The organism is Citrobacter sp. Cs237, from assembly GCF_030332325.1.
GTDB lineage: Bacteria > Pseudomonadota > Gammaproteobacteria > Enterobacterales > Enterobacteriaceae > Citrobacter_A > Citrobacter_A sedlakii.
Genome location: NZ_JAOWIB010000102.1, coordinates 179023 through 203141 on the forward strand (window position 1 = coordinate 179023; position 24119 = coordinate 203141).

Here is a 24119-nt window from a genome sequence, read left to right on the forward strand (position 1 = left end):
AAATAAAAATAACAATGCTGCATACAAATGAAAGTACATTACCTTCAGATTAATTAACGTTTTCCGTAGCCCACCATAAAACGAATCATCAGGCCGCAGGCGGGAGAAAGGAAAAGAAACAATCCCGTGACCATTTCGTCACCAACGGTCAACCACATCGTCAGATAGTAAATGATAGCGGCGAGCACAACCATCCCGATGAAGGCGCAGACGGCGGAACCCCAGCCTAAAACCTGGCCGACATAGCCGCTAACGCCCAGTATACTTACCGCCAGAAACGCCCAGAAAAAGATCATCGCCGTGCCTCCTTTTGCGTGTAGCCGTAGCGTAAGCCCTTACTCTCCTTACACTTTCCATCTTATGCCAAAGCGATAGCCTCGGCAAATATTGCAACTTTTATTTAACAACCGTACGTTATGCGAATATTCCGTATTGTTCTTTTTTAACATCCTTAAAAACAACCAATTATAAACAGCGTAATTATTTTATCCTCACCATAAAAATATTTACGCTTCTTGATTAATTATTTGTAGCTGACGTTGATCGGGTGATGGTACATTATGTGTCCAGCATTCATGCCCCTCGTGGTTTTATCCTGAAGCAGTTTTACACTCTTTACGGGAACCATTGTCGTACATGATGGACTAAGAATTGAGTGTACCGCGTTGGACTCCACATCTTCTGCGATACAACATTTATTATCGGCAGAAGGTCTCTATGTTCCCAACATGCAAATTTTCCCGCGCGTTTTTGCATCCGCGCTACTGGCTCACCTGGTTTGGTCTGGGTGTTCTCTGGTTACTGGTGCAATTGCCTTACCCTGTCCTGCGCGCGCTTGGTACCCGTACCGGTACGCTCGCCCGTCCGTTTCTGAAACGCCGCGAATCCATTGCGCGTAAAAATCTTGAGCTTTGCTTTCCGTCTTATACCGCCGAACAGCGGGAAACGATGATCGTTGAAAATTTCCGCTCGCTCGGTATGGCGCTGCTGGAAACCGGCATGGCCTGGTTCTGGCCCGACCGTCGCGTGCGTAAATGGTTTGACGTTGAAGGCCTGGATAACCTGAAACGCGCCCAGATGCAGAACCGCGGCGTTATGGTTGTGGGCGTGCACTTTATGTCGCTGGAGCTGGGAGGACGCGTCATGGGTCTTTGCCAGCCGATGATGGCGACCTACCGTCCGCATAACAATCCGCTGATGGAGTGGGTGCAAACCCGGGGCCGTATGCGTTCCAACAAAGCGATGATTGGCAGAAACAACCTTCGCGGTATTGTCGGCGCGCTGAAAAAAGGCGAAGCCGTGTGGTTTGCGCCGGATCAGGATTACGGCCCGAAAGGCAGTTCCTTCGCACCTTTCTTCGCCGTGAAGAGTGTCGCTACCACGAATGGTACCTATGTGCTGTCACGACTGTCGGGGGCGGCAATGCTCACCGTCACGATGGTGAGAAAGGCCGACAACCACGGTTATCGTCTGTATATCACCCCACAAATGGAAGGCTATCCGACGGATGAAAGCCAGGCGGCAGCCTACATGAACAAAATCATCGAAAAAGAGATCATGCGCGCGCCGGAGCAGTATCTCTGGATCCACCGCCGCTTCAAAACCCGTCCGTTAGGTGAAGCATCCCTCTACGTTTAAAAAGGCCGCAAGGCCTTTTTTATTGCTGCAACCAGAATAACCTTGATTTTATTCCGGTTTTATTGCGTCTCTTCTGCCCTGATATTGGCGTCGCTGAAGTGCAATTTATTACCGGCAGAAATTAAACTGTCGCCGAATCACGACACTTGTAAGTTACTAAAAGTAAATAAGAAAATGCCACTTGTCTCACTCCATTTTTAGGCGTACATTAGCGCCGTCTGGAGCAAAGATGCACAGGATTCTGAGGCGGTGCCAGAGGTCAGTTCGGGAACATTCCGAGTTTCCGTGTTGCGGGTACCGGCTCTCTATAATCAAATGAGATGAAAATTCATTCAGGCGTATCAGTCACGACGCGGAGAGATGAAACGTGAAATATTTCTTTATGGGCATTTCTTTTATGGTCATCGTTTGGGCCGGTACGTTTGCCCTGATGATCTAAAGACAGCAATGCAGCAAAAAAACAGGAGCCGCCAGGCTCCTGTTTGCTTTTGTCGGCGTTATGTCATTGCTCTATGAGTTTACGGCTAAAGGCCTGATAAACGCAGCGCCTTCTGGCAAAATGTTCACCCGCCCGGTACACCGCTAAAACGGTGGTTTAGCTGGCGGATTCAGAAACGGACTTTGCCGCAGCAGGCAACAGCCCGTCCGCACGGAACATTGCTTTGATACCTCTGATAGCCTGACGAATACGATCGCGGTTCTCAATGAGCGCAAAGCGCACGTGCGTATCGCCATAGTCACCGAAACCGATGCCCGGCGACACGCAGACCTTTGCGTCATTCAGCAGTTTTTTGGCGAACTCCAGCGACCCCATTGCCGCATACTGTTCCGGGATTTTTGCCCATACATACATAGACGCCCTGGGCATATCAACCATCCACCCGGCTTCATGCAGCCCTTTCACCAGAACGTCACGGCGGCGCTTGTACTGCTCAGCAATGTCTCGCACGCACTGCTGGTCTCCTTCCAGCGCCGCAATCGCCGCGACCTGCAGCGGCGTAAAAGTGCCGTAATCATGGTAACTTTTAATTCTCGCCAGCGCGCTGACCAGCGTCTTGTTGCCGACCATAAAACCAATGCGCCAGCCCGCCATGTTGTAGCTTTTCGACAAGGTGAAAAACTCCACCGCCACGTCGCGCGCACCGGGCACCTGCATGATCGACGGCGCTTTCCAGCCGTCATACACGATGTCGGCATAGGCCAGATCGTGAACCACCAGCACGTCATAGCGCTTCGCCAGCGCCACGACCCTCTCAAAAAATTCCAGTTCCACGCACTGGGCGGTTGGGTTCGATGGAAAACCGAGAATCATCATCTTCGGCTTCGGATAACTTTCGCGGATCGCACGCTCAAGCTCGTTGAAGAAATCGACGCCTTCCACCAACGGCACCGATCGCACCTGGGCACCGGCTATCACTGCGCCGTAAATATGGATGGGATAACTGGGGTTGGGTACCAGCACGGTATCGCCATGATCGAGCGTAGCCAGCATCAGGTGCGCCAGCCCCTCTTTCGAACCGATGGTAACAATAGCCTCAGATTCCGGATCGATATCGACTGCATACCGTTCCTGATACCAGCGGGAGATCGCCCGGCGCAGGCGCGGTATACCGCGAGAGGTGGAATAACCGTGCGTATCCGGGCGCTGGGCTACGGTGCACAATTTTTCGACAATGTGAGGCGGCGTCGCGCCGTCCGGGTTTCCCATACTGAAATCGATAATGTCTTCGCCGCGCCGACGCGCAGCCATCTTCAGTTCAGCTGTGATGTTAAACACATAGGGAGGGAGACGATCGATACGCGTAAAGCGACGTTCAGGGCGAGAGTCAGCCATAATTTCCTCAGATTAACGTTAGCGCCCGGACCGTCCGAGCGACGCTGCCACGATGGTGGCACGCTTAGAAAATAGCCTGAATAATTTCTCGCTGTCGAGAGGGAAAGGAAAATATTTTTTCACCCACAAAAAGGGGAAGTACTATTTTAAACGGGGAAACTTCGTAGTTTTACTGGTTTCGAAGGTTACTTTTTAATAACATTTTGTCCTTAAACTAATAACCAATCTGCCCACTGTTTTTGCAAGGGCCCTGTCATTAAACCGCTTTATTAACTATCCCCTTTTGAAAACAGGGTTTTTCCTCATTAGAAAGGTTGATGAGTACGCTGGTGATCGGCGCCACGGTTACCTATCATAGTGTTTTCCCCTTTTGGCCAGAGTCCTCCGTGCACGAAATATTTACTATGCTGCTGGCGGTGTTTGATCGGGCAGCGCTGATGCTTTTCTGCTTGTTCTTTCTTATCCGCATCCGACTGTTTCGCGAACTGCTGCATAAGTCGGCCCATACGCCCAAAGAGCTACTCGCCGTCACCGCGATTTTTTCGCTGTTCGCCCTGTTCAGCACCTGGTCAGGCGTTCCGGTAGAAGGTTCGCTGGTGAACGTGCGGATCATCGCCGTGATGTCCGGCGGGATTCTGTTTGGTCCCTGGGTAGGCATCATCACCGGCGTGATTGCCGGTACCCACCGCTATCTGATCGATATCGGCGGCGTCACCGCCGTCCCCTGCTTTATCACCAGCATACTGGCAGGCTGCATCGCAGGCTGGATCAACCAGCGGGTCCCTAAAGCGCAGCACTGGCGCGTGGGGATATTAGGCGGCATGCTGTGCGAAACGCTGACCATGATTCTGGTGATCGTCTGGGCGCCGACGACCGCTCTGGGGCTGGATATCGTTTCCAAGATCGGCATTCCCATGATCCTCGGCAGCGTCTGCATTGGCTTTATTGTGCTGCTGGTGCGAAGCGTTGAAGGGGAAAAAGAGGCCAGCGCGGCACGCCAGGCCAAACTGGCGCTGGACATCGCTAACAAAACCCTGCCCCTGTTTCGCCACGTGAACAGCGAATCGCTACGTCAGATCTGCGAAATCATTCGCCATGATATTCATGCCGACGCCGTGGCGATCACCAACACTCAGCATGTACTGGCCTATGTAGGCGTCGGTGAAACAAACTACCGCGATCGCGACGACATGATTAGCCCCACCACCCGGCAGGCGATCAATTACGGAAAAATCATTATTAAAAACAATGATGAAGCGCACCGTACGCCGGAAATTCATTCGATGCTGGTGATTCCGCTTTGGGAAAAAGGTGTGGTGACCGGTACGCTGAAGATTTACTACTGCCATGCGCACCAGATCACTTCATCCCTGCAGGAGATGGCGGTGGGACTGTCGCAGATCATTTCGACCCAACTGGAAGTGTCGCGCACTGAACAACTGCGGGAAATGGCAAATAAGGCAGAGCTTCGCGCGCTTCAAAGTAAAATTAATCCTCATTTCCTGTTTAATGCGCTGAACGCGATATCGTCGTCGATCCGACTGAATCCGGACACCGCCCGTCAGCTGATTTTTAACCTGTCGCGATACCTGCGCTATAACATCGAATTGAAAGACGACGAACAGATCGACATAAAGAAAGAGCTGTATCAGATAAAAGATTATATCGCCATTGAGCAGGCCCGCTTTGGCGATAAGTTAACGGTGATATATGACATCGACGAAGAGGTTAACTGCGCGATTCCCAGCCTGCTGATTCAGCCGCTGGTGGAAAACGCTATTGTCCACGGTATTCAGCCCTGTAAAGGGAAAGGCGTGGTGACCATCAGCGTGGCGGAATGCGGCAATCGGGTGCGCATCGCGGTGCGCGATACCGGTCACGGCATCGACCCGAAAGTGATCGCGCGCGTCGAATCCAATGAAATGCCTGGCAATAAAATCGGCCTGCTTAACGTCCATCATCGCGTTAAGCTGTTATACGGGGAGGGTCTGCATATACGGCGTCTGGAACCGGGCACCGAGATTGCCTTTTATGTTCCTAATCAGCGGACTGCCGCCTCACCGGCCACGTTATTGCTTTAATCCGGAGGAATACAGTGAAGGTTATCATTGTTGAAGATGAATTCCTTGCCCAGCAGGAACTGAGCTGGCTGATTAAAGAGCATAGCCAGATGGATATTGTCGGCACGTTTGACGACGGGCTGGACGTGTTGAAGTTTTTACAGCATAACCGCGTCGACGCCATTTTTCTGGATATCAACATCCCGTCCCTCGACGGCGTGCTGCTGGCGCAGAATATCAGTCAGTTTGCGCATAAGCCCTTTATTGTGTTCATCACTGCGTGGAAAGAGCATGCGGTGGAAGCGTTTGAACTGGAAGCATTTGACTATATTCTCAAGCCGTATCAGGAGTCCCGCATTGTTGGAATGCTGCAAAAACTGGAAGCAGCCTGGCACCTGCAGCAGTCCGGCGCGGCAACGGCGGGCGCGGTTATACGGGAAAATGACACCATCAATCTGGTTAAAGACGAGCGGATCATCGTCACGCCGATCAACGATATTTATTACGCCGAAGCGCATGAAAAAATGACGTTTGTCTATACGCGGCGTGATTCATACGTTATGCCTGTCAACCTCACGGAGTTCTGCAATAAGCTGCCGCCTGCCCATTTCTTCCGCTGCCATCGTTCGTTCTGCGTTAACCTGAACAAAATTCGCGAGATCGAACCCTGGTTCAACAATACCTATATATTGCGGCTAAAAGATCTGGAATTTGAGGTGCCGGTGAGCCGGAGTAAGGTGAAAGAGTTCAGACAGCTTATGCATCTGTGAAGGGGTAACCGGGCGCATCGCGCCCGTTTGCACGCCGCAATGTTAGATTTTGAGCAACTTCACCGTGGCGTCCACGTCAATCTCATCTTCGGAAAAGATCAACGTCGTTCCCTGAAAGGTGGTGATCGCCAGCTTTTTCACGGTCCGCATCTCGCCCGGCTTCACGGCAGATTTTGGACGGATATTGCTCATCAGAACACCGACCGACAACACCGCATTTTCTTTATCGATGGGGGCATCGACAGGCACTTCTTCGCTGAAGACCACAAACGATTTGATCGAGGTAAGCTTAAGCCGCTCGCCCGCAATGTAAATATATTTGCTGTCCGGAATGACCTTCACCGCATACGCCGACAGCCCTTTGTTGTTGGTGGTGGGTTCGAAGGTGACCTGAGCATCTTTCTTAATCAGCTCCGGATTGGCGACCTTAATCACATGAAAGTAGCGATTATCGCCATTTTCATCTTTGATAAATCCGAAGCCTTTATCTTTAAACCACGTTGTGATTGTTCCGTTCATCGCCATTACCGCCTGTTGTTCATACCGGATTATTTTAACGCGCGCAGTGTAAAGCCTAAAGGCCGGGATGAATAGCCGTTCATCACCACATCAAATCATCAGGCACTTTGAAATCAGCATACGGATCGTCTTCTTCAGCTTCTTCCGCACTCAACGCGCTGTTCAGGACAATACAGCTCGCATCACGCTGGGCAATCTTATCGGCAACGCTCGCCGGAATAATCGCGTATTCATTTTCGCCATTGCTGTCGTTGACCAAACGGGCAATGGCCAGACGACCATTGATCAGCTGCGTCTGAGTGAGCTTATCAACGTCGATTTTCTTGATCAGATTATTGTCGGTGAAGTTAAAACCAATATCACCTTTGGCCACGGTGATCCTGTTCATTTCGATGAGCTGCTTCACCTGCGCTTTCAGTTCCTTCGCCAGAACGGCCTGTTTCTGCTGCTCGCTGAGTTGCTTGTCACGCTCAAGCTGGGCTTTTTTATTTTCTTCCACCGCTTCTCTGGCTTCCCGCGCCTGAACACGTGATTTCTTCGCCGTTCTCTGGACCTTAGCCATCGTTTTACTGCTGACCAGTCCCGCTTTGAGCATTTGCTCCTGTAAGGTAAGTTTTGTCATCTTGCCGTCTGAATCTGTTAGGGAGTTTTTGTGATTATACCTGCAAGCTGACGTAGCGCAGACCGATTTTTCGGGATGACGATAATCAGCACGAGGAACGCCGCTGACATTGCCGCTTAAAACGGGTTGTTTGTTCCCCTGAATAACGTCACGCGGCGGCAGATTACTTCAGCCGTTTCCCTGTCTCGTCAATCACCTTTTCTCCATCTTCTTTGGTAAATGCGCCTTTCTGACCGTCAGGAAGAATATCCAGCACACGTTCCGAAGGCCGGCACAAGCGGGTGCCAAGGGGCGTGACCACGATCGGTCGATTAATCAGGATCGGATACTGAAGCATAAAATCGATCAACTGCTCGTCGGTAAAGCGGTCTTCTTCAAGGCCCAACAGGGCATACGGTTCAACGTTCTGACGCAATAACTCACGCGCTGTTATCCCCATATCAGCAATGAGCTTACTCAGTTCATTGCGGGTGGGCGGGGTATCAAGATAATAAATAATTGTCGGTTCGTGACCGCTGTTACGGATCATCTCCAGCGTGTTCCGGGAAGTGCCGCAGGCCGGGTTGTGATAAAGGGTAATGTTGCTCATTTCAGTATCTCATTAAAAAGTGACAGAGAGTCGCCAGGCCAGCGCGGCGAGCGTCACAAACAGCACAGGCAGGGTCATGACGATCCCCGTGCGGAAGTAATAGCCCCAGGTGATGGTCATATTCTTTTGAGCCAGCACGTGCAGCCACAGCAGAGTCGCCAGGCTGCCAATAGGCGTGATTTTCGGCCCTAAATCGCAGCCGATCGCATTGGCATAGATCATCGCTTCTTTAACGATGCCATTCGCGGCGCTCCCGTCAATCGACAGCGCGCCAATCAGCACGGTCGGCATATTATTCATGACCGACGAAAGAAACGCCGTCAGGAAGCCGGTCCCAAAGGTTGCGGCGAGGATCCCTTTGTCCGCCAGCAGATTCAACACGCCAGACAGATAGAGCGTCAGTCCCGCATTGCGCAGTCCGTAAACCACCAAATACATGCCCAGCGAGAAAATCACGATCTGCCAGGGAGCGCCGCGCAGGACGTTGCCAGTATTAATCACACGGCCTCTTTTCGCCACCGCAAACAGCACTGCCGCGCCCACTGCCGCTATCGCACTGACGGGGATCCCCAACGGTTCCAGAACAAAGAAACCGACAAGCAGGGACAGAAGAACCACCCAGCCTGCTCTGAAGGTCGCCGGATCTTTAATCGCACTGGCGGGAGCATTGAGTCGGGAGATCGCATACGTTGCCGGAATATCCCGGCGAAAGAAAAGGTGCAACATCACCAGCGTCGAGGCAATCGCGGCCAGATCCACGGGGATCATAACCGAGGCGTACTGCGTAAAGCCCAGACTGAAGAAATCGGCCGAAACGATATTCACCAGGTTAGAAACAATCAGCGGCAGACTGGCGGTATCCGCGATGAATCCCGCCGCCATGACAAAGGCCAGCGTGGCGCCTTTGCTGAAGCCCAGCGCAAGCAGCATCGCAATAACGATCGGCGTCAGGATCAGCGCGGCGCCGTCGTTGGCAAACAGCGCGGCAACGCTGGCGCCGAGCAAAACTATCCAGGTGAACAGCAAGCGCCCACGTCCCTTCCCCCATCGGGCGACGTGTAGCGCGGCCCATTCAAAGAAACCGGACTCATCGAGTAACAAACTGATAATGATCACGGCGATAAAAGCGGCGGTCGCGTTCCAGACGATATTCCAGACTACGGGGATATCATCGAAATGAATGACGCCCGTGCCCAGCGCCAGAACTGCCCCGATCGTCGCGCTCCAGCCGATACTGAGCCCTCTGGGTTGCCAGATAACCAGTACCAGCGTAAGTAAAAAAAGACTCCCTGCCAACAGCATTTCAGGCTCCAACATATGTTTATACGTATATGATATTTGATTTAACAGGAGGTGCGGGCAGACTTCGCCAACCCGTCACGCACGTCGTCGCGCAGACACTGCCAGGAGATCGCGATCGTCTCGGCCGCCCACGCCGGCATATGTGGTGACAGACGATAGTGGATCCATTTACCTTCACGACGGTCAAGGACAAGCCCGGCCTCGCGCAGAATCGCTATATGCCGCGAGATCTTAGGCTGTGAGACGGCGATAGCCGCGCAGATTTCGCAAACGCACATCTCCCCGGATTCCCGAAGTAGCATGACAATGGCGAGTCGGGTTTCGTCCGAGAGAATTTTGAAAAGTTGAACAGGTTGCCGCATTTCTCGCTCCATAAGCCTTTCCAGACACATATGGTAAATCATATTTGTTCGCATTGAAATGATGGGGCTGTCACAGCACTAAATTAAGGCGCGTCAGGGGGGAGAAGATATGGTTACGACAAGGCCTTCGAAAACGGTGTCTCTAATGCGCAACATACCCTGTCGGACGTAAAACCGATTAGCGCGGTCATTGTCCTCAGGCCCTTCCAGCCATCAATAATTTTTTTGGCGGCCACGGGCAAGTTCGATGATTTTTCAAATATACGCTGACCATAATGCGTATGGGTCTCGCGGCTATCCAGAGAGAGTTTGTTGAGAAAAATGTCCTGGCTATCTGTGTCAGGAAGCGTGTTTTCCCATGTCAGCTTCATATAGCCAATCGACAACATTCAGGTCATGTTGACAAAGAAAAGGAGTATCCGGCGCCGGACAGCGCAAGCGGCCGTCCGGCATCCAACTAAAGAATTTGCCCTAACGTCTGGCGCAGATGCGCGCCTGCGCCAAGCAGACCGGGATTATCATGAATAATCAAATAAACCGGAATATCCTGCACATAAGCCTTAAAACGTCCTTTATCTTCAAAAGCGCCGCGGAAGCCGGAGGCTTTGAAAAATTCAAGGAAACGCGGCACGATGCCGCCAGCGATGTACACGCCGCCAAAGGTACCAAGGTTCAACGCCAGGTTGCCGCCAAAGCGCCCCATGATCACGCAGAAAAGCGACAGCGCGCGACGGCTGTCGATACAGCTGTCCGCCAGCGCCCGCCCGGTGATGTCTTTTGGCTGTAGATTTTCCGGCAGACGGCCATCTGCTTTGACAATCGCCCGGTACAGATTCACCAGACCCGGTCCGGAAAGTACGCGTTCGGCGGAAACGTGACCGATTTCGGCGCGCAGCACTTCCAGGATGATCCCCTCTTCTTCACTGTTAGGGGCGAAATCCACATGCCCCCCCTCACCCGGCAGGCTGATCCAGCGCTTGTCGACGTGTACCAGATGCGACACGCCCAGCCCGGTTCCGGCGCCATACACCGCAATAGGCTTACCTTCAACCGGCTCCGCCCCGCCAAACTGGATTAAATCCTCTTTCTTCAGCATCGGGATCGCCATCGACACCGCGGTGAAATCATTGATGATTTCGAGATGGCTGAAGCCGAGGTTCTTTTTCATTTCCGCAATAGAAAATGCCCAGGTATGGTTGGTCATAGCGACCCAGTCGCCGGTGATCGGACAGGCGATCGCGATACACCCATCTTCCACGCTCGCCTGATGTTCGTCGAGGTAAACCCGGACAACGGCTTCGAGGCTGGGATAATCGAGGCCGGAATACGTTTTGGCCTGCGAGATTTCACCGCTGTCGACGTTACACAGAGCAAGGCGCGCGTTGGTGCCGCCCACATCGCCCACTAAAGCATACTTTGTCATTCTTCTACTGCTCCGCTAAAGTCAAAATAAGTCTTTGCCACACTGTAAATTCACAGGGGCATAACAACAACGCCAGAAAGGCGAGTCCCCTGAAAATATCGATCCCGGTCACACAATAACTTTATCGTTTCAGCACCATTTGCCGCGTCGCTGAAAGGCAACTGCGGCAAACTGAGCGCGAGATTCGGCATTAAGGAAAAAACCATGCTCCATCCGCGAGCCAGAACCATGCTGTTATTGTCGCTTCCCGCGTTAATTCTTGGGATAGCGTCAAGTTTAGTCCTTATTGTAGTAATGAAATTTGCTTCAGTATTGCAGCTTGTCCTGTGGCAGCGCCTGCCGGGCAGTTTCGGACTTGTCCCGGATTCCCCAGCCTGGATAATGCTCATCCTGACGCTGACCGGCGTACTGGTGGGACTGGTGATCCGTTACAGCCCGGGTCACGCCGGACCCGATCCGGCGACCGAGCCGTTGATCAGCGCCCCGGTCGCGCCTGGCGCGCTGCCAGGCCTGATTGTGGCGCTGGTGCTGGGGCTGGCAGGCGGGGTTAGCCTCGGGCCGGAACATCCCATCATGGCCGTGAATATTGCGCTGGCGGTAGCGTTGGGCAGTCGTTTAATGCCGCGGGTAAACGCACTCGACTGGACGATACTGGCTTCCGCAGGCACGATTGGCGCGTTGTTTGGCACCCCTGTCGCTGCCGCGCTGATCTTTTCGCAAACGCTGAACAGTTCTGACGATGTTCCGCTCTGGGATCGTCTTTTCGCCCCGCTGATGGCCGCAGCGGCAGGGTCCTTGACCACCAGTCTGTTCTTCCATCCTCATTTTTCGCTGCCCATTGCCCATTACACGCAAATGCGGCTGGTGGATATTTTCAGCGGCGCGGTGGTCGCGGCGATCGCCATAGCCGCAGGGATGGTGGCGGTATGGTGCCTGCCGCGTCTGCATTTTTTGCTACACCGGCTGAAAAACCCGGTGCTTATTCTTGGCGTCGGCGGATTCATGCTCGGCGTACTGGGGGTGATTGGCGGTCCCCTGTCGCTGTTTAAAGGCCTGGATGAAATGCAACAGATGGCGTTCAGTCAGACCCTTAGCGCTACGGACTTTTTCCTGCTGGCGGTGATCAAACTCGCGGCGCTGGTAGTGGCGGCCGCCTGCGGATTTCGCGGCGGGCGAATCTTCCCGGCTGTCTTTGTCGGCGTCGCATTAGGATTGATGCTGCACGCGCATGTCGACGCGGTACCGGCGGCGATTACCGTCTCCTGCGCGATTCTCGGCATGGTGCTGGTTGTTACCCGCGACGCCTGGCTCAGTTTATTTATGGCCGCCGTGGTGGTGCCCGACGCCAATCTGCTGCCGCTGTTGTGCATCGTTATGCTGCCGGCCTGGCTGCTGCTGGCCGGCAAGCCGATGATGCTTGCTCACCGACGGGAAAAATAATCATCCGCTGTTGCGTGACTCCAGCGCCCGGGTCACCGCGCGCAGCAGCGCCGGTACGTCGGCTTTTGGCAGTATTACTTCAACCAACGACAGCCGCTGTGGCTGCGACAGGCGCGCCAGCACCTCTTTCAGTTGGATAGCCTGACTGACCTGCCAGCACGCCGCGCCTTCCTTCAGGCTGAAAGCGCGGGGTATCTGGGTCCAGTTCCACGGCGCAATGTCGTTATAACGCAGTGTTTCACCGTGGATCGCCCGTTCAACGGTATATCCGTCGTTATTAAGCAGCAAAATGACTGGCGACAATGCTTCCCGCAACATCGATCCTATTTCCTGAATCGTCAGTTGTGCCGCGCCATCGCCGGTTATCAGTATCACCCGCCGCCCGGGCGCCGCCAACTGCGCGCCAAAGGTCGCCGGGAGCGCATAACCAATCGATCCCCACAGCGGTTGCACCAGCAGTTCCGCGCCGGTCGGCAGTGACAGACTGGCTGCGCCAAAGGCTGCCGTTCCTTGATCCGCCACAAGGATATCCCCTGGCTGGAGGGCCTGCTGCACGGTATGCCAGAAGTTTTCCTGGGTCAGCGGTCCTTTTTCGTCCCTCGCTGATTCGCCCGCGGGCTTCACGGGTAGCGGCGCAAACGACAGCTCCAGGCACAGCTCTCGCAGGGTGGTCACGGCCTGTTCCATCGATAAACCGCTGAACCAGGTCTCGCCGACCCGGGCGCCCTGCGGCTGAATGTCTATCGTGCGCTGCGCCGCAAACTGTTGGGTAAATCCGGCAGTAAGCGTGTCGACAAAACGCGTCCCCACGCAAATGGTGGTATCCGCGCCTTCGATGATCTCACGAACATATTCGCTGCTGGCCCCTGCGCTGTAGGTGCCAACAAAACCCGGCTGCTGTTCGTCAAACAGCCCTTTGCCCATGAGCAAGGTCGCGTGAGGCATGGGCGTCTCGGCCATCCAGCGTTGCAGGATTGGCTGTAAATCGAATCGCCAGGCAAGAAAGTCAGCCAGCAACGCCACACGACTGCTGTTCATCAGCATCTTGCGAGCCTGATAGCGGAACGCGGTGACCACGCTCTCCTGCGATTCTGGCAACGTCAAAGAGAGCGCTCTGGTCGGCGGGAACGCCGGGCGCTTCGCCACGTCTGCGGGTAACATCAGGTAGCCAGGACGACGAGAGGTCAGCATAATTTGCATTACGCGATCAATTTCATAGCAGGCGTTGTGTTCATCCAGCACCGCGCTGGCGGCAGAGATAGCCTGGCTCATACGGTAAAAGTGCTGAAAATCCCCATCCCCCAGCGTGTGGTGCATCAGTTCTCCCCGGCGCTGCGCCCCGCTACAGGGAGCGCCGACGATGTGCAATACGGGCACGTATTCAGCATAGCTGCCTGCCAGACCGTTAATCGCGCTCAGTTCCCCAACGCCAAAGGTAGTGAGCAGCGCCCCAGCCCCCGCCACGCGGGCATAACCGTCGGCGGCGTAAGCGGCATTCAGTTCATTCGCACACCCCACCCAGCGGACAGCCGGGTGGTCAATGACATGATCAAGGAATTGCAAATTGTAATCGCCCGGTACGCCAAACAGATGTTCAATCCCACAGCCTGCCAGTCGATCAAGCAGGTAATCCGCAACGCTATAGGGATTTTGCATGACAGCTTTCCTTTTGAAGGTCATCACATGTTGAGTATTGAATAACCGTGTGGCCTGTCCAGAAAGTACCCGCGATGGGAGTGGAAAGCAGCCTTTACAGGCGGCGCGGCGCAGAATGTGATTGAAAAAGAGGCAGTGTAAACGTATACACTGTAAAGCTGAACTCACCGCGAGGAAACACAATGGTTTACCAGCCTGATGAAAATCGCTATAAGAATATGACGTTCCACCGCTGCGGTCAGAGCGGCCTGAAGCTACCTGCCATATCGCTCGGACTGTGGCATAACTTCGGTGATACCACCCAGGTGGAGAACAGTCGGGCGCTGCTACAACGGGCGTTTGACCTCGGCATCACGCATTTCGACCTTGCCAATAACTACGGTCCTCCGCCGGGGTCGGCTGAGCGTAACTTTGGCCGCATTCTGCAGGAAGATTTTCTTCCCTGGCGCGATGAGCTGATCGTCTCCACCAAAGCGGGCTACACCATGTGGGACGGCCCGTATGGCGACTGGGGTTCCCGCAAATACCTGATTGCCAGCCTCGATCAAAGCCTGAAACGCATGGGGCTGGAGTACGTGGACATTTTCTACCACCATCGTCCGGATCCCGACACGCCGCTGCTGGAAACCATGAAAGCGCTGGACCATGTGGTGCGTCAGGGCAAAGCGCTGTACGTAGGGCTATCGAACTACCCTGCCGACCGCGCCCGTGAAGCCATCGATATCCTCAATGATTTAGGCACACCGTGTCTGATTCATCAGCCTAAATACTCCCTCTTTGAGCGCTGGGTTGAAGACGGATTACTCGCGCTATTGCAGGAAAAAGGGGTGGGTAGTATCGCCTTTTCACCGCTCGCAGGCGGACAACTCACCGATCGTTACCTTAATGGTATTCCAGCCGACTCCCGCGCGGCGAGCGGAAGCCGTTTCCTCAGACCGGAACAGTTGACAGAGGCAAAGCTGGAAAAAGTGCGTCAGTTGAACGCGCTGGCGGAAAAGCGTGGACAAAAGCTGTCGCAAATGGCGCTCGCGTGGGTGCTGCGTAACGATAACGTCACTTCGGTGCTGATTGGCGCCAGTAAGCCCGCGCAGATCGAAGATGCCGTTGGAATGCTGGCGAACCGGGCGTTCACCCCGCAGGAGTGCGCCGCGATCGACAGCATACTGAAGGGCGAAGATTAACGACGCCTTTAGCATTTCGTGCTCTCCTTCATCATTTAAGAGTTAAGGCGATAAAACGCAACTTTACTACCTCGTAAAATTGCGTTAACAGGCCGATTACGGCTTCGATCGTGAAGGAGAAAAAAGTATGTTCAGGTCACTGATTCTCGCGGCAGCCTTGCTGGCTTTTGCACCGCTGGCCGCAAACGCGGGAGAAATCACCCTGTTGCCATCGATAAAATTACACATTGGCGATCGCGACGACTATGGCAGATACTGGGACGGTGGCTACTGGCGCGACCGTGATTACTGGCATCGTCACTATGAATGGCGTGGCGACCGCTGGTGGCGACATGATAACGGCAAACACCGCGGCTGGGATAAACGCAAAGCTTACGAGCGCGGATACCGTGAAGGCTGGCGCGACCGTGACGACCATCGCGGACGTGGACGCGGCCACGGTCACAGACACCACGATTAAGCCGTTCAATACCTCACTAAGCCGGGTGGTTCACCCGGCTTATTCTTTACCGTCCCAGCGCCGTTCCCACCAGCAGCCAGATATTCAGCACCACAACCAGCACGACAATCATCCAGCCTATTAATTTCACTCTGCGGGTATTCACCAGTTCACCCATCAGCGCGCCATCACTGGTAAAGATCAGCAACGGCACCAGCGCCAGCGCGATACCAAAACTCAACAGCACCTGGCTCATCACCAGTATCCGCGTCGGATCCAACCCCAGTAAAATGACAATAAATGACGGCATCATGGTGATGACACGGCGAACCCATAAAGGAATATGGAAACGCACAAAACCCTGCATGACCACCTGTCCGGCCAGCGTCCCCACAACCGTTGATGACAGCCCTGCAGCGACCAGACTCAGTCCGAAAACCGTTGCCGCCGCATGACTGAGCAAAGGTTCAAGGGTCAGATAGGCCTGATCGAGGTCGGCTACCCCGGTATGACCACTGAAGTGAAACGCCGCAGCCGCGGTCGCCATCATCGCCAGGTTGACGAATCCGGCAATCGTCATCGCAATCGCGACATCCCATTTCGTTGCAGCATAGCGCTGCTGGCGCGTTCCACCGTGTAAATGCTGGGTAAGAGACGAGTGTAGATAAATGACGTGCGGCATTATCGTTGCGCCCAACACCCCGGCGGCCAGAAAAACCGCCTCGCCGTTCGGCAAGCTGGGAATGATCATCCCTTTACTTAATTGCGTAAGGCCTGGCCGGGAAAAAATCAGTTCGACAATATACGCCACTGCCACAAACAGCAGCAGGCCGCCGATCACTTTTTCCAGCGGCTTTTGCCCCCGACGCTGCAGCATCAGGATCAGAAACGTGGCAATACCGGTTAGCACCGCCCCTTGCAGAAGCGAGACGCCAAGGATCAGTTTGAAGCCAATCGCCGCGCCGATGAACTCCGCGAGATCGGTCGCCATCGCAATAATTTCCGCTTGCACCCAATAAAACCACACCACCGGACGGGGATAATGGTCGCGAATCTGTTCGGCCAGATTCTTGCCGGTCGCGATGCCCAGCTTCGCTGACAACACCTGAATCAGCATTGCCATCAGGTTTGCCCAAACCACCACCCACAGCAACGTATAGCCAAAGCTGGCGCCCGCCTGAATGTTAGTGGCAAAGTTGCCCGGATCGATATATCCGATAGCTGCGATGAACGCAGGTCCCATTAATGCGAGCCTTAACTTGCGCGCTGCCCTTCCACTGCTACGCTCAACGCGATCGTCTGTCATCTTGTGCCCCGGAAATATAGCCTTTGCTATGTTTAATGCTACGCCTAATGAGAATGGTTATCAAATGCAACGGCGACAGGTGATAATGATTTCTCAGATAGGCTGGAACGATAAGGTCTGCGGATACGGAAAATGCCCGCGGCATGTTTAACAATCGTTATAAGATTAGCACAAGGACGTAACTATTCACTTCGGTACTAGCCATAACAGAAGTGTATGCGTGATCACTATTTTTGAATCTCGTCACAGGTCCTGATTATAGTGTGTGTTAGATCTCGTTTTCTTTGTATCTGTTACATAGAATGTGCACGGAAATTAAACCTGCCTCATATTTGGAGCAAATATGGACCGCGTCCTTCATTTTGTCCTGGCGCTAGCCGTTGTTGCGATCCTCGCATTGCTGGTAAGCAGTGACCGTAAAAAAATTCGCATTCGTTATGTTATTCAGTTGCTTGTTATCGAAGTTTTACTGGCGTGGTTCTTCCTGAACTCCAACGTCGGGCTGGGCTTCGTGAAAGGCTTTTCCGAAATGTTCGAAAAACTGCTCGGATTCGCCAATGAAGGAACCAACTTCGTCTTTGGCAGCATGAACGATCAGGGTCTGGCTTTCTTCTTCCTGAAGGTGCTCTGCCCAATCGTCTTTATCTCTGCTTTGATTGGTATTCTTCAGCACATCCGCGTGCTGCCGGTGATCATCCGCGCGATCGGCTTCCTGTTATCCAAAGTCAACGGCATGGGTAAACTGGAATCCTTCAACGCGGTAAGTTCGCTGATCCTCGGCCAGTCTGAGAACTTTATCGCCTATAAAGATATTCTCGGCAAAATGTCCCGCAACCGCATGTACACCATGGCGGCGACGGCGATGTCGACCGTTTCCATGTCTATCGTTGGCGCGTACATGACCATGCTGGAGCCGAAGTATGTGGTGGCTGCGCTGGTGCTCAACATGTTCAGTACCTTTATCGTTCTGTCGCTGATCAACCCGTACCGCGTTGATGCCAGCGAAGAGAATATCCAGATGTCTAACCTGCACGAAGGCCAGAGCTTCTTCGAAATGCTGGGTGAGTACATCCTGGCTGGCTTTAAAGTCGCGATTATCGTTGCGGCCATGCTGATCGGCTTTATCGCCCTGATCGCCGCGCTGAACGCCCTGTTCGCTACCGTGACCGGCTGGTTCGGCTACAGCATCTCCTTCCAGGGCATCCTGGGCTATATCTTCTACCCGGTTGCGTGGGTGATGGGGGTGCCGTCCAACGAAGCGCTGCAGGTGGGCAGTATTATGGCGACCAAACTGGTTTCCAACGAATTCGTCGCAATGATGGATCTGCAGAAAATCGCCTCTACGCTCTCTCCGCGCGCGGAAGGGATCCTGTCGGTGTTCCTGGTGTCCTTCGCTAACTTCTCATCCATCGGGATTATTGCCGGCGCCATCAAAGGTCTGAACGAGGAACAAGGTAACGTTGTTTCCCGCTTTGGTCTGAAACTGGTCTACGGTTCTACGCTGGTGAGCGTGCTCTCTGCGTCTATCGCCGCGCTGGTTCTGTAAGGCAACAGCGTAATGTAAAAGCCGGAGACGCTTTCTCCGGCTTTTTTACGTCTGCGACGCGTCAAGCGGCAGAGGCCGCCCAATCAAATAGCCTTGCAAATAGTTCACGCCCATACTTAACAGCAGATCCCGCTGCGCTGGCGTTTCAACGTATTCGGCGACCACGCTCAAGGATTTTGCTTTCGCCAGATCGGTTATCGACTTCACAATCATGGCATCCAGCGAATCGTTCAGGATGTCCTTCACAAACACGCCATCAATTTTAATGATGTCAGCCTGCAGGCGCTTCAGGCGCTCATAGTTGGCGTATCCGGTACCGAAATCATCGATAGCGATTCTGAAGCCAAACTTATGCAGTTGTTCAATATTTTGCATACTGACTTCCGAGTTAGAGAACGCTTGTTCTTCGGTAATCTCGATAATCACGGTTTGCGGCGCGATGCCGTAGCGATTAAACAGGCGAATGATCCGCGGGGCGGTCTCTTTTTGCAGCAGCGTTAGCGGCATTAAATTAACCGAGAAGCGTGGTCCTGGTTCACTGGAAGGATGCGCTGAAAGCCACGTCAGCAAGGCTTCTACCACCAGCAGATCAAAGCGTGCGCTGAGGTTAAACTGAGCGATCAGCGGAATAAACTGATCCGGCGTCATAACCCCGTCATCGCTTTTCAGCCGCGCCAGAATTTCATCATAGCCTTTGCCTTCACAGTCGCGGATCGGCTGCGCGTAAAGCAGCAGATCGCCGTCATCCAGCGCTTTACGAATTTTATTGAGCAACAGTACGCGTTCGGTCGTCTGTCCAGTAGCGACTTCAAGGCTGTTGGTTAGCGCCATCACCCGGTGATGCGCACAGGACTGCTCAGCCAGCCAGCTTAGTTGCCCAAGCAAAGGCTGTAAGGTCTCCGCCTTTCCGTCCCAGCCGCCCCAGGAAGCGCCGTACCCCATATCCAGCCCGGTATTGTTCCAGATAATTTTGCGGCTGTTGAGCAGGTCGAGCATATGCTGCAAACGCGCGTCCATTTCGGGGCCGTTCAGCACCAGTAATAATTCGCTGCCAGGTAACTGGAAGATCTTTTCGTTATCCAGCAGCAGAGGTTCGAGGGTGCGGTATACCGTCCGTTTACAGTGTACGCGCATCAGCATGCCATAGTGCCGGCTCAAAAATTCCAGGTTATCCAGCCGCAGGCAGCACACGCTCTGCCCCGCCTCGTTTTGCAGAAATTGCTCCAGCGCGCGCAAATTCGGCAGGCGGGTTAGCGGGTCGGTCAGCGCCTGCTGGTGCCAGCGGCGATTGAGCCAACTGCTGCGCTGATAAATGCGCGTCATATACAGCAAACAGATACTGAACGAGATCAGCGCGGAAAGAATAAACGCCAGCGAATACTCCGAGCCGACGCCCTGCAGGAAATTTCGGTTATAGGTCAGCAGGCACAGCGTCGACACCGCCCAACTGAGGTTCAACAGCGGGTAGCTGAGTTTGCCGACGCCGATGGTAAAGACAATGAAAAAGACCGGCACCATATACCCCGCGATGTAATCATTATCGAAGGGAGCGCACATGATCGCCAGCAGCGCAGCCAGGACTGCCAGCCAGCATAGCGTGAACGCGCGCTGTTTTTTCTCAAGGGCCGGGGCGATGTCTCTGCGCCAGAAGATTCGCGCATAACGGGGGTTCACTATCATCCGCATCGGATAATAGAAAAGCATCGTAAAAATCAGCGCGGCAGAGATCAGGCTCAGGATGTCGACAATGGTAAATATCGCCACTGCGGTGCCAAAAAAGGTGGAAACAGCGACCGGAAAGTCGAGGTAATAACCCGCCAGATACATACTCAGCTTCATCCCTATCGGGGCGACAAAACCTAGCCATATTACCCGACGCCAGATATTCCGGTTTGGTAAACCATGTCGCCAGCGCGAGCCCAGCCGCCAACGCACCAGCGCGCACACGCCCAGAACAGACAGCATCTGGCAAAAGAGCAGCACCAGGCTTTGGGTAAACGGCAGGTGCAAATTCCATTCGTTGGTGATTAACATGCCGAGCACAATCGGCGCCACGCCGCGTCTGCCAAAAATAAGCAGAATGGCCAGCATCACACACAGCGGTAACCAGGAGAGATAGATATAGCTGGCGTCAACGATAGCAAGAGGAGAAATAAGGCGTGAAAACTGAATGGCAGCAATGGAGAGCGTTATCGCAAGCGCGAATATTCTTATATTATTTATCAGGTTATGCTTAACTGGCATGGATTGACTGCTCTCACGAAACGCACGATTAATCACATAAATGATAAGTTTATTCACACCGCGAAGCAAACCTATGGCGACCAGAAAACGAGGCAACCTTGTGTCAAACAGGCTCTGTCTCATCAGAAACTGTATTACAAAACAGGAAGAATTGCTGAGATAAAAAAACCCCCGCTTCGCAGCGAGGGTTCGGAATGTGGTGGAGCTAAGCGGGATCGAACCGCTGACCTCTTGCATGCCATGCAAGCGCTCTCCCAGCTGAGCTATAGCCCCACGATCTCTTTACGTACCAAAATTGTTGGGTGCAATTTTTGGTGGAGCTAAGCGGGATCGAACCGCTGACCTCTTGCATGCCATGCAAGCGCTCTCCCAGCTGAGCTATAGCCCCGTCACGTAAAGCTTGTCGAGTTGACGGGCGGCATCATATGAATTCCCTTCGCACGTGTCAACGGCAAATTAAAGCCCCTGACGCTAATCGCTGAAAAAGCAAACAAATGAAGAACATTGCGTATCAACTCGCATTCAGTAGTTAAACGCGTCACGGTTTCTACTAAAATGGTGCTATAAAATGAACCACTAATTAACCACACGACTATTCAGGGAATTGTTATGTTCAAGGAGCGGATGACGCCGGAAGAACTCGCCAATCTGACCGGTTACAGCCGACAGACCATCAATAAATGGGTGCGTAAAGAGGGATGGGTGACATCGCCGAAACCGGGCGTTCAGGGCGGTAAAGCGCGTCTGGTGCACGTAAACGAACAGGTTCGTGAATATATCCGCAGCGCAGAGCGTTCGGCGGAGGGGTTATCGGACGCATTGTCGTCCCCTGGCGATGCGTCGCTTGAAGCTTTGCTGATCAAGCTGGCGAAAGAAATGACGCCTGCGGAACAGAAAAAAATCACTTCCTTGCTACTTCGGGAAGGGATTACCGGTTTGTTACAACGCTTAGGGATCCGCGACAGCAAATAATTATGAAAAGATTACGCAGCAAGATGACCACCGAAGAGCTGGCGGACTGCCTCGGGGTCGCCAGACAAACCGTCAATCGTTGGATCCGTGAGCAAAAATGGGAAACGGAAAAATTTCCTGGCGTGAAAGGCGGTCGGGCAAGACTGGTACACATCGACAGCCGCGTGCGGGAATTCATTCTGAACATCCCTGCGTTTCGCAATCATTACGCATTTTATCAGGCCGAAGAACCGCTGGCCGATTACCATCCCGGCGCACGCAGTCATGCCTTTCGGCAGATCGTTGATGCCGTAGAGAATATGTCAGAAACGGAACAGGAAAAGCTGGCGTTATTTCTTTCGCGCGAAGGTATTCGTTGTTTTCTCGCCCGTCTGGGCATTGAGGAATCGGAAGCGCAATAAGCGCAACGTCAGCAGATAACAGGCCGGGAGGCATAACCGCCCTCTCCGGCCTGGTTCCATAACGGATTACTGTTGTGCTTCACGCTCAGCAATAAACGCCAGCGCTTTATTGATACGCTCGATGCTACGGGTTTTACCGATCGCGTGTACCGTAACGTCTAAGCCTGGAGACTGACCCGCGCCGGTGACGGCGACGCGCAACGGCATCCCCACTTTGCCCATCCCGACGTCCAGCTCATCGGCAGTAGCCTGAATCGCATGATGCACGTTCTCAGCCGTCCAGTCGCTGATTGCCGCCAGTTTGTCACGCACCACTTCCAGCGGCTGACGCGCAACCGGACGCAGGTGTTTCTTCGCGGCATCGGCGTCGAACTCAGCGAAATCCTCATAGAAATAACGGCAGCTTTGAGCCATCTCTTTCAGCGTTTTGCAGCGTTCGCCCAGCAGTTTTACCAGTTCAGCCAGCTGCGGGCCGTTACGGGTATCGATATTTTCTTGTTCGATATGCCACTGAAGGTGCGTAGCCACATATTCCGGTGCCAGCGTATTGATATAGTGGTGGTTCAGCCACTGCAATTTCTCAGTATTAAACGCGCTGGCGGATTTGCTGACCGCCCCCAGGGAGAACAGTTTGATCATCTCTTCACGGGTGAAGATTTCCTGATCGCCACTGGACCAACCGAGACGTACCAGATAGTTCAGCAATGCTTCCGGCAAGTAGCCGTCGTCACGATACTGCATGACGCTTACCGCGCCATGACGCTTGGACAGTTTTTTTCCGTCGTCGCCGTTGATCATGGAAACGTGCGCATACACCGGCACCGGCGCGTTCAGCGCTTTCAAAATGTTGATCTGTCGCGGCGTGTTATTGATATGGTCTTCACCACGAATAACATGCGTGATTTCCATATCCCAGTCGTCCACAACGACACAGAAGTTATAAGTCGGAGACCCGTCGGTACGACGGATAATCAGATCGTCCAGTTCAAGGTTGCTGAACTCGATTGGTCCACGGATCTGATCGTCGAAAATGACAGAGCCGTCCTGCGGGTTTGCGAAACGCACGACGCACGGCTCATCGTCAGCATGGTGCTCGTGACCGTGGCGGCAACGACCGTCATAACGCGGCTTCTCGCCTTTTGCCATCTGCTCTTCACGCAGCGCGTCCAGACGCTCTTTCGAGCAATAGCATTTATAGGCGGTGCCCGCTTCCAGCATCTCATCAATCACGGCGTTATAACGATCAAAACGTTTAGTCTGGAAATACGGGCCTTCATCCCATTCCAGGCTCAGCCAGTTCATGCCATCCATAATGGCTTCGATAGCTTCCGGGGTAGAACGTTCGAGATCGGTGTCTTCAATACGCAGCACAAACTCACCGCCGTGGTGACGTGCAAAAAGCCAGGAATAGAGAGCAGTACGCGCACCACCGACGTGCAGATAGCCTGTCGGGCTTGGCGCGAAGCGAGTTTTGATTTTCATGAAATGGCCTTACGTTGATAAAGATGCCGACAGCCGGCAAATCCGGGAAAAATTGACGTTCGGTATTCTATCACTCCCACCTGATTCCTCAATGTTGTTACGGCCCGAACCGTGGGCTTTGCGATTTTCGTATAGAAATCATACCTGATGGATCGATTTGCGATCGTTTTGCTTAAATTTACGACGAACGAACAATTTCTTTAGAAAATGCGTTGACTCATTTTCAACTCTCCCTATAATGCGACTCCACACAGCGGGGGTGATTAGCTCAGCTGGGAGAGCACCTCCCTTACAAGGAGGGGGTCGGCGGTTCGATCCCGTCATCACCCACCA

General features: G+C 53.5%; 24 protein-coding genes and 3 tRNA genes. 11 read left to right on the plus strand and 16 right to left on the minus strand.

Annotated features, from left to right (window positions below):
* Positions 1 to 53: 53 nt before the first annotated feature.
* The gene (locus OGY07_RS10395; protein ID WP_060570087.1) at positions 54 to 296 is read right to left on the minus strand and encodes a YfdY family protein; all 243 of its coding nucleotides are present in this window, start codon (positions 294 to 296) and stop codon (positions 54 to 56) included.
* A gap of 421 nt (positions 297 to 717) precedes the next feature.
* Between OGY07_RS10395 and lpxP the strand changes: the two genes are divergently transcribed.
* Both lpxP and ypdK read left to right on the plus strand, forming a co-directional pair.
* The gene (gene lpxP, locus OGY07_RS10400; RefSeq protein WP_181822809.1) at positions 718 to 1638 is read left to right on the plus strand and encodes a kdo(2)-lipid IV(A) palmitoleoyltransferase; all 921 of its coding nucleotides are present in this window, start codon (positions 718 to 720) and stop codon (positions 1636 to 1638) included.
* Positions 1639 to 2005: 367 nt separating this feature from the next.
* A complete protein-coding gene (gene ypdK, locus OGY07_RS10405; protein WP_010723117.1) occupies positions 2006 to 2077 on the plus strand; it encodes a membrane protein YpdK in 72 nt (23 codons plus the stop codon).
* Between the two features lie 156 nt (positions 2078 to 2233).
* On the opposite strand, the gene alaC is transcribed toward ypdK, so the two are convergent.
* A complete protein-coding gene (gene alaC / locus OGY07_RS10410) occupies positions 2234 to 3472 on the minus strand; it encodes an alanine transaminase (protein WP_042290790.1) in 1239 nt (412 codons plus the stop codon).
* Between the two features lie 386 nt (positions 3473 to 3858).
* On the opposite strand from alaC, the gene ypdA reads away from it, so the two are divergent.
* Both ypdA and OGY07_RS10420 read left to right on the plus strand, forming a co-directional pair.
* Positions 3859 to 5553, plus strand: coding sequence for a two-component system sensor histidine kinase YpdA (gene ypdA, locus OGY07_RS10415; RefSeq protein WP_120714890.1), 1695 nt, complete (start codon positions 3859 to 3861; stop codon positions 5551 to 5553).
* A 14-nt stretch (positions 5554 to 5567) separates the two neighbouring features.
* The gene (locus OGY07_RS10420) at positions 5568 to 6302 is read left to right on the plus strand and encodes a LytR/AlgR family response regulator transcription factor (RefSeq protein WP_042290791.1); all 735 of its coding nucleotides are present in this window, start codon (positions 5568 to 5570) and stop codon (positions 6300 to 6302) included.
* Positions 6303 to 6344: 42 nt separating this feature from the next.
* Here OGY07_RS10420 and OGY07_RS10425 read toward each other — a convergent pair whose 3' ends face one another.
* The 7 genes from OGY07_RS10425 to glk all read right to left on the minus strand — a co-directional run bounded on the left by OGY07_RS10425 (position 6345) and on the right by glk (position 11119).
* Positions 6345 to 6827, minus strand: a complete 483-nt coding sequence (locus tag OGY07_RS10425) for a cold-shock protein (RefSeq protein ID WP_042290793.1) — start codon at positions 6825 to 6827, stop codon at positions 6345 to 6347.
* A 76-nt stretch (positions 6828 to 6903) separates the two neighbouring features.
* Positions 6904 to 7443 (minus strand): DUF2058 domain-containing protein, encoded by a 540-nt coding sequence (locus OGY07_RS10430; protein ID WP_286600374.1) that lies wholly within the window; start codon positions 7441 to 7443, stop codon positions 6904 to 6906.
* Positions 7444 to 7606: 163 nt separating this feature from the next.
* Positions 7607 to 8032 carry a glutaredoxin-dependent arsenate reductase gene (gene arsC, locus OGY07_RS10435; RefSeq protein ID WP_181822806.1) on the minus strand — a complete coding sequence of 142 codons (426 nt, stop codon included), beginning with the start codon at positions 8030 to 8032 and terminating at the stop codon, positions 7607 to 7609.
* Between the two features lie 12 nt (positions 8033 to 8044).
* Complete coding sequence (locus OGY07_RS10440; protein ID WP_286600395.1) at positions 8045 to 9334, minus strand: arsenic transporter; 1290 nt, start codon at positions 9332 to 9334, stop codon at positions 8045 to 8047.
* 41 nt (positions 9335 to 9375) lie between these two features.
* The gene (locus OGY07_RS10445; protein ID WP_286600377.1) at positions 9376 to 9696 is read right to left on the minus strand and encodes a metalloregulator ArsR/SmtB family transcription factor; all 321 of its coding nucleotides are present in this window, start codon (positions 9694 to 9696) and stop codon (positions 9376 to 9378) included.
* A 113-nt stretch (positions 9697 to 9809) separates the two neighbouring features.
* Positions 9810 to 10085, minus strand: a complete 276-nt coding sequence (locus tag OGY07_RS10450) for a hypothetical protein (protein WP_286600379.1) — start codon at positions 10083 to 10085, stop codon at positions 9810 to 9812.
* 68 nt (positions 10086 to 10153) lie between these two features.
* Positions 10154 to 11119, minus strand: a complete 966-nt coding sequence (gene glk, locus OGY07_RS10455; RefSeq protein ID WP_181822804.1) for a glucokinase — start codon at positions 11117 to 11119, stop codon at positions 10154 to 10156.
* 204 nt (positions 11120 to 11323) lie between these two features.
* On the opposite strand from glk, the gene OGY07_RS10460 reads away from it, so the two are divergent.
* Positions 11324 to 12559 carry an ion channel protein gene (locus OGY07_RS10460; protein WP_286600381.1) on the plus strand — a complete coding sequence of 412 codons (1236 nt, stop codon included), beginning with the start codon at positions 11324 to 11326 and terminating at the stop codon, positions 12557 to 12559.
* Here OGY07_RS10460 and OGY07_RS10465 read toward each other — a convergent pair whose 3' ends face one another.
* Entirely contained in the window at positions 12560 to 14215 is a 1656-nt protein-coding gene (locus OGY07_RS10465; RefSeq protein WP_286600383.1) for an alpha-keto acid decarboxylase family protein, read from the minus strand. It abuts the gene before it with no gap.
* Positions 14216 to 14397: 182 nt separating this feature from the next.
* Here OGY07_RS10465 and mgrA point away from each other — a divergent pair, with 182 nt between their 5' ends.
* Positions 14398 to 15396: an L-glyceraldehyde 3-phosphate reductase gene (mgrA, locus tag OGY07_RS10470; RefSeq protein WP_286600386.1), complete on the plus strand. Its 999-nt coding sequence runs from the start codon at positions 14398 to 14400 to the stop codon at positions 15394 to 15396.
* A 127-nt stretch (positions 15397 to 15523) separates the two neighbouring features.
* The gene (ypeC, locus tag OGY07_RS10475; RefSeq protein WP_042290806.1) at positions 15524 to 15856 is read left to right on the plus strand and encodes a DUF2502 domain-containing protein YpeC; all 333 of its coding nucleotides are present in this window, start codon (positions 15524 to 15526) and stop codon (positions 15854 to 15856) included.
* A gap of 46 nt (positions 15857 to 15902) precedes the next feature.
* Here ypeC and OGY07_RS10480 read toward each other — a convergent pair whose 3' ends face one another.
* Together OGY07_RS10480 and OGY07_RS23470 are read right to left on the minus strand one after the other, a co-directional pair.
* On the minus strand, positions 15903 to 17141 hold the full coding sequence (locus tag OGY07_RS10480) for an Nramp family divalent metal transporter (protein ID WP_060570077.1): 1239 nt from the start codon (positions 17139 to 17141) through the stop codon (positions 15903 to 15905).
* Positions 17122 to 17286: a hypothetical protein gene (locus OGY07_RS23470; RefSeq protein ID WP_420244010.1), complete on the minus strand. Its 165-nt coding sequence runs from the start codon at positions 17284 to 17286 to the stop codon at positions 17122 to 17124. The genes OGY07_RS10480 and OGY07_RS23470 overlap by 20 nt, the downstream gene beginning before the upstream one ends.
* 198 nt (positions 17287 to 17484) lie before the next feature.
* Here OGY07_RS23470 and nupC point away from each other — a divergent pair, with 198 nt between their 5' ends.
* Complete coding sequence (nupC, locus tag OGY07_RS10485) at positions 17485 to 18687, plus strand: nucleoside permease NupC (protein ID WP_042290810.1); 1203 nt, start codon at positions 17485 to 17487, stop codon at positions 18685 to 18687.
* Between the two features lie 45 nt (positions 18688 to 18732).
* On the opposite strand, the gene OGY07_RS10490 is transcribed toward nupC, so the two are convergent.
* The 3 genes from OGY07_RS10490 to OGY07_RS10500 all read right to left on the minus strand — a co-directional run bounded on the left by OGY07_RS10490 (position 18733) and on the right by OGY07_RS10500 (position 21319).
* Positions 18733 to 20931 carry a bifunctional diguanylate cyclase/phosphodiesterase gene (locus OGY07_RS10490; protein WP_060570076.1) on the minus strand — a complete coding sequence of 733 codons (2199 nt, stop codon included), beginning with the start codon at positions 20929 to 20931 and terminating at the stop codon, positions 18733 to 18735.
* 197 nt (positions 20932 to 21128) lie between these two features.
* Positions 21129 to 21204 (minus strand) — tRNA-Ala (locus tag OGY07_RS10495).
* 39 nt (positions 21205 to 21243) lie between these two features.
* Positions 21244 to 21319 (minus strand) — tRNA-Ala (locus OGY07_RS10500).
* A 221-nt stretch (positions 21320 to 21540) separates the two neighbouring features.
* Here OGY07_RS10500 and OGY07_RS10505 point away from each other — a divergent pair.
* Both OGY07_RS10505 and OGY07_RS10510 read left to right on the plus strand, forming a co-directional pair.
* Positions 21541 to 21903, plus strand: a complete 363-nt coding sequence (locus OGY07_RS10505) for a YfeC-like transcriptional regulator (RefSeq protein WP_060570075.1) — start codon at positions 21541 to 21543, stop codon at positions 21901 to 21903.
* A gap of 2 nt (positions 21904 to 21905) precedes the next feature.
* Positions 21906 to 22304, plus strand: coding sequence for a MerR family transcriptional regulator (locus tag OGY07_RS10510; RefSeq protein WP_060570074.1), 399 nt, complete (start codon positions 21906 to 21908; stop codon positions 22302 to 22304).
* A gap of 66 nt (positions 22305 to 22370) precedes the next feature.
* Here OGY07_RS10510 and gltX read toward each other — a convergent pair whose 3' ends face one another.
* Positions 22371 to 23786 carry a glutamate--tRNA ligase gene (gltX, locus tag OGY07_RS10515; RefSeq protein WP_181822798.1) on the minus strand — a complete coding sequence of 472 codons (1416 nt, stop codon included), beginning with the start codon at positions 23784 to 23786 and terminating at the stop codon, positions 22371 to 22373.
* Positions 23787 to 24043: 257 nt separating this feature from the next.
* Here gltX and OGY07_RS10520 point away from each other — a divergent pair.
* Positions 24044 to 24119: transfer RNA gene (locus OGY07_RS10520), tRNA-Val, on the plus strand.

Coding starts and splice junctions, on each gene's coding strand:
- OGY07_RS10395 (WP_060570087.1), bottom strand. CDS start 296: ATGATCTTTTTCTGGGCGTTTCTGGCGGTAAGTATACTGGGCGTTAGC.
- lpxP (WP_181822809.1), top strand. CDS start 718: ATGTTCCCAACATGCAAATTTTCCCGCGCGTTTTTGCATCCGCGCTAC.
- alaC (WP_042290790.1), bottom strand. CDS start 3,472: ATGGCTGACTCTCGCCCTGAACGTCGCTTTACGCGTATCGATCGTCTC.
- OGY07_RS10425 (WP_042290793.1), bottom strand. CDS start 6,827: ATGGCGATGAACGGAACAATCACAACGTGGTTTAAAGATAAAGGCTTC.
- OGY07_RS10430 (WP_286600374.1), bottom strand. CDS start 7,443: ATGACAAAACTTACCTTACAGGAGCAAATGCTCAAAGCGGGACTGGTC.
- arsC (WP_181822806.1), bottom strand. CDS start 8,032: ATGAGCAACATTACCCTTTATCACAACCCGGCCTGCGGCACTTCCCGG.
- OGY07_RS10440 (WP_286600395.1), bottom strand. CDS start 9,334: ATGCTGTTGGCAGGGAGTCTTTTTTTACTTACGCTGGTACTGGTTATC.
- OGY07_RS10445 (WP_286600377.1), bottom strand. CDS start 9,696: ATGCGGCAACCTGTTCAACTTTTCAAAATTCTCTCGGACGAAACCCGA.
- OGY07_RS10450 (WP_286600379.1), bottom strand. CDS start 10,085: ATGTTGTCGATTGGCTATATGAAGCTGACATGGGAAAACACGCTTCCT.
- glk (WP_181822804.1), bottom strand. CDS start 11,119: ATGACAAAGTATGCTTTAGTGGGCGATGTGGGCGGCACCAACGCGCGC.
- OGY07_RS10460 (WP_286600381.1), top strand. CDS start 11,324: ATGCTCCATCCGCGAGCCAGAACCATGCTGTTATTGTCGCTTCCCGCG.
- OGY07_RS10465 (WP_286600383.1), bottom strand. CDS start 14,215: ATGCAAAATCCCTATAGCGTTGCGGATTACCTGCTTGATCGACTGGCA.
- mgrA (WP_286600386.1), top strand. CDS start 14,398: ATGGTTTACCAGCCTGATGAAAATCGCTATAAGAATATGACGTTCCAC.
- ypeC (WP_042290806.1), top strand. CDS start 15,524: ATGTTCAGGTCACTGATTCTCGCGGCAGCCTTGCTGGCTTTTGCACCG.
- OGY07_RS10480 (WP_060570077.1), bottom strand. CDS start 17,141: ATGACAGACGATCGCGTTGAGCGTAGCAGTGGAAGGGCAGCGCGCAAG.
- OGY07_RS23470 (WP_420244010.1), bottom strand. CDS start 17,286: ATGCCGCGGGCATTTTCCGTATCCGCAGACCTTATCGTTCCAGCCTAT.
- nupC (WP_042290810.1), top strand. CDS start 17,485: ATGGACCGCGTCCTTCATTTTGTCCTGGCGCTAGCCGTTGTTGCGATC.
- OGY07_RS10490 (WP_060570076.1), bottom strand. CDS start 20,931: ATGCCAGTTAAGCATAACCTGATAAATAATATAAGAATATTCGCGCTT.
- OGY07_RS10505 (WP_060570075.1), top strand. CDS start 21,541: ATGTTCAAGGAGCGGATGACGCCGGAAGAACTCGCCAATCTGACCGGT.
- OGY07_RS10510 (WP_060570074.1), top strand. CDS start 21,906: ATGAAAAGATTACGCAGCAAGATGACCACCGAAGAGCTGGCGGACTGC.
- gltX (WP_181822798.1), bottom strand. CDS start 23,786: ATGAAAATCAAAACTCGCTTCGCGCCAAGCCCGACAGGCTATCTGCAC.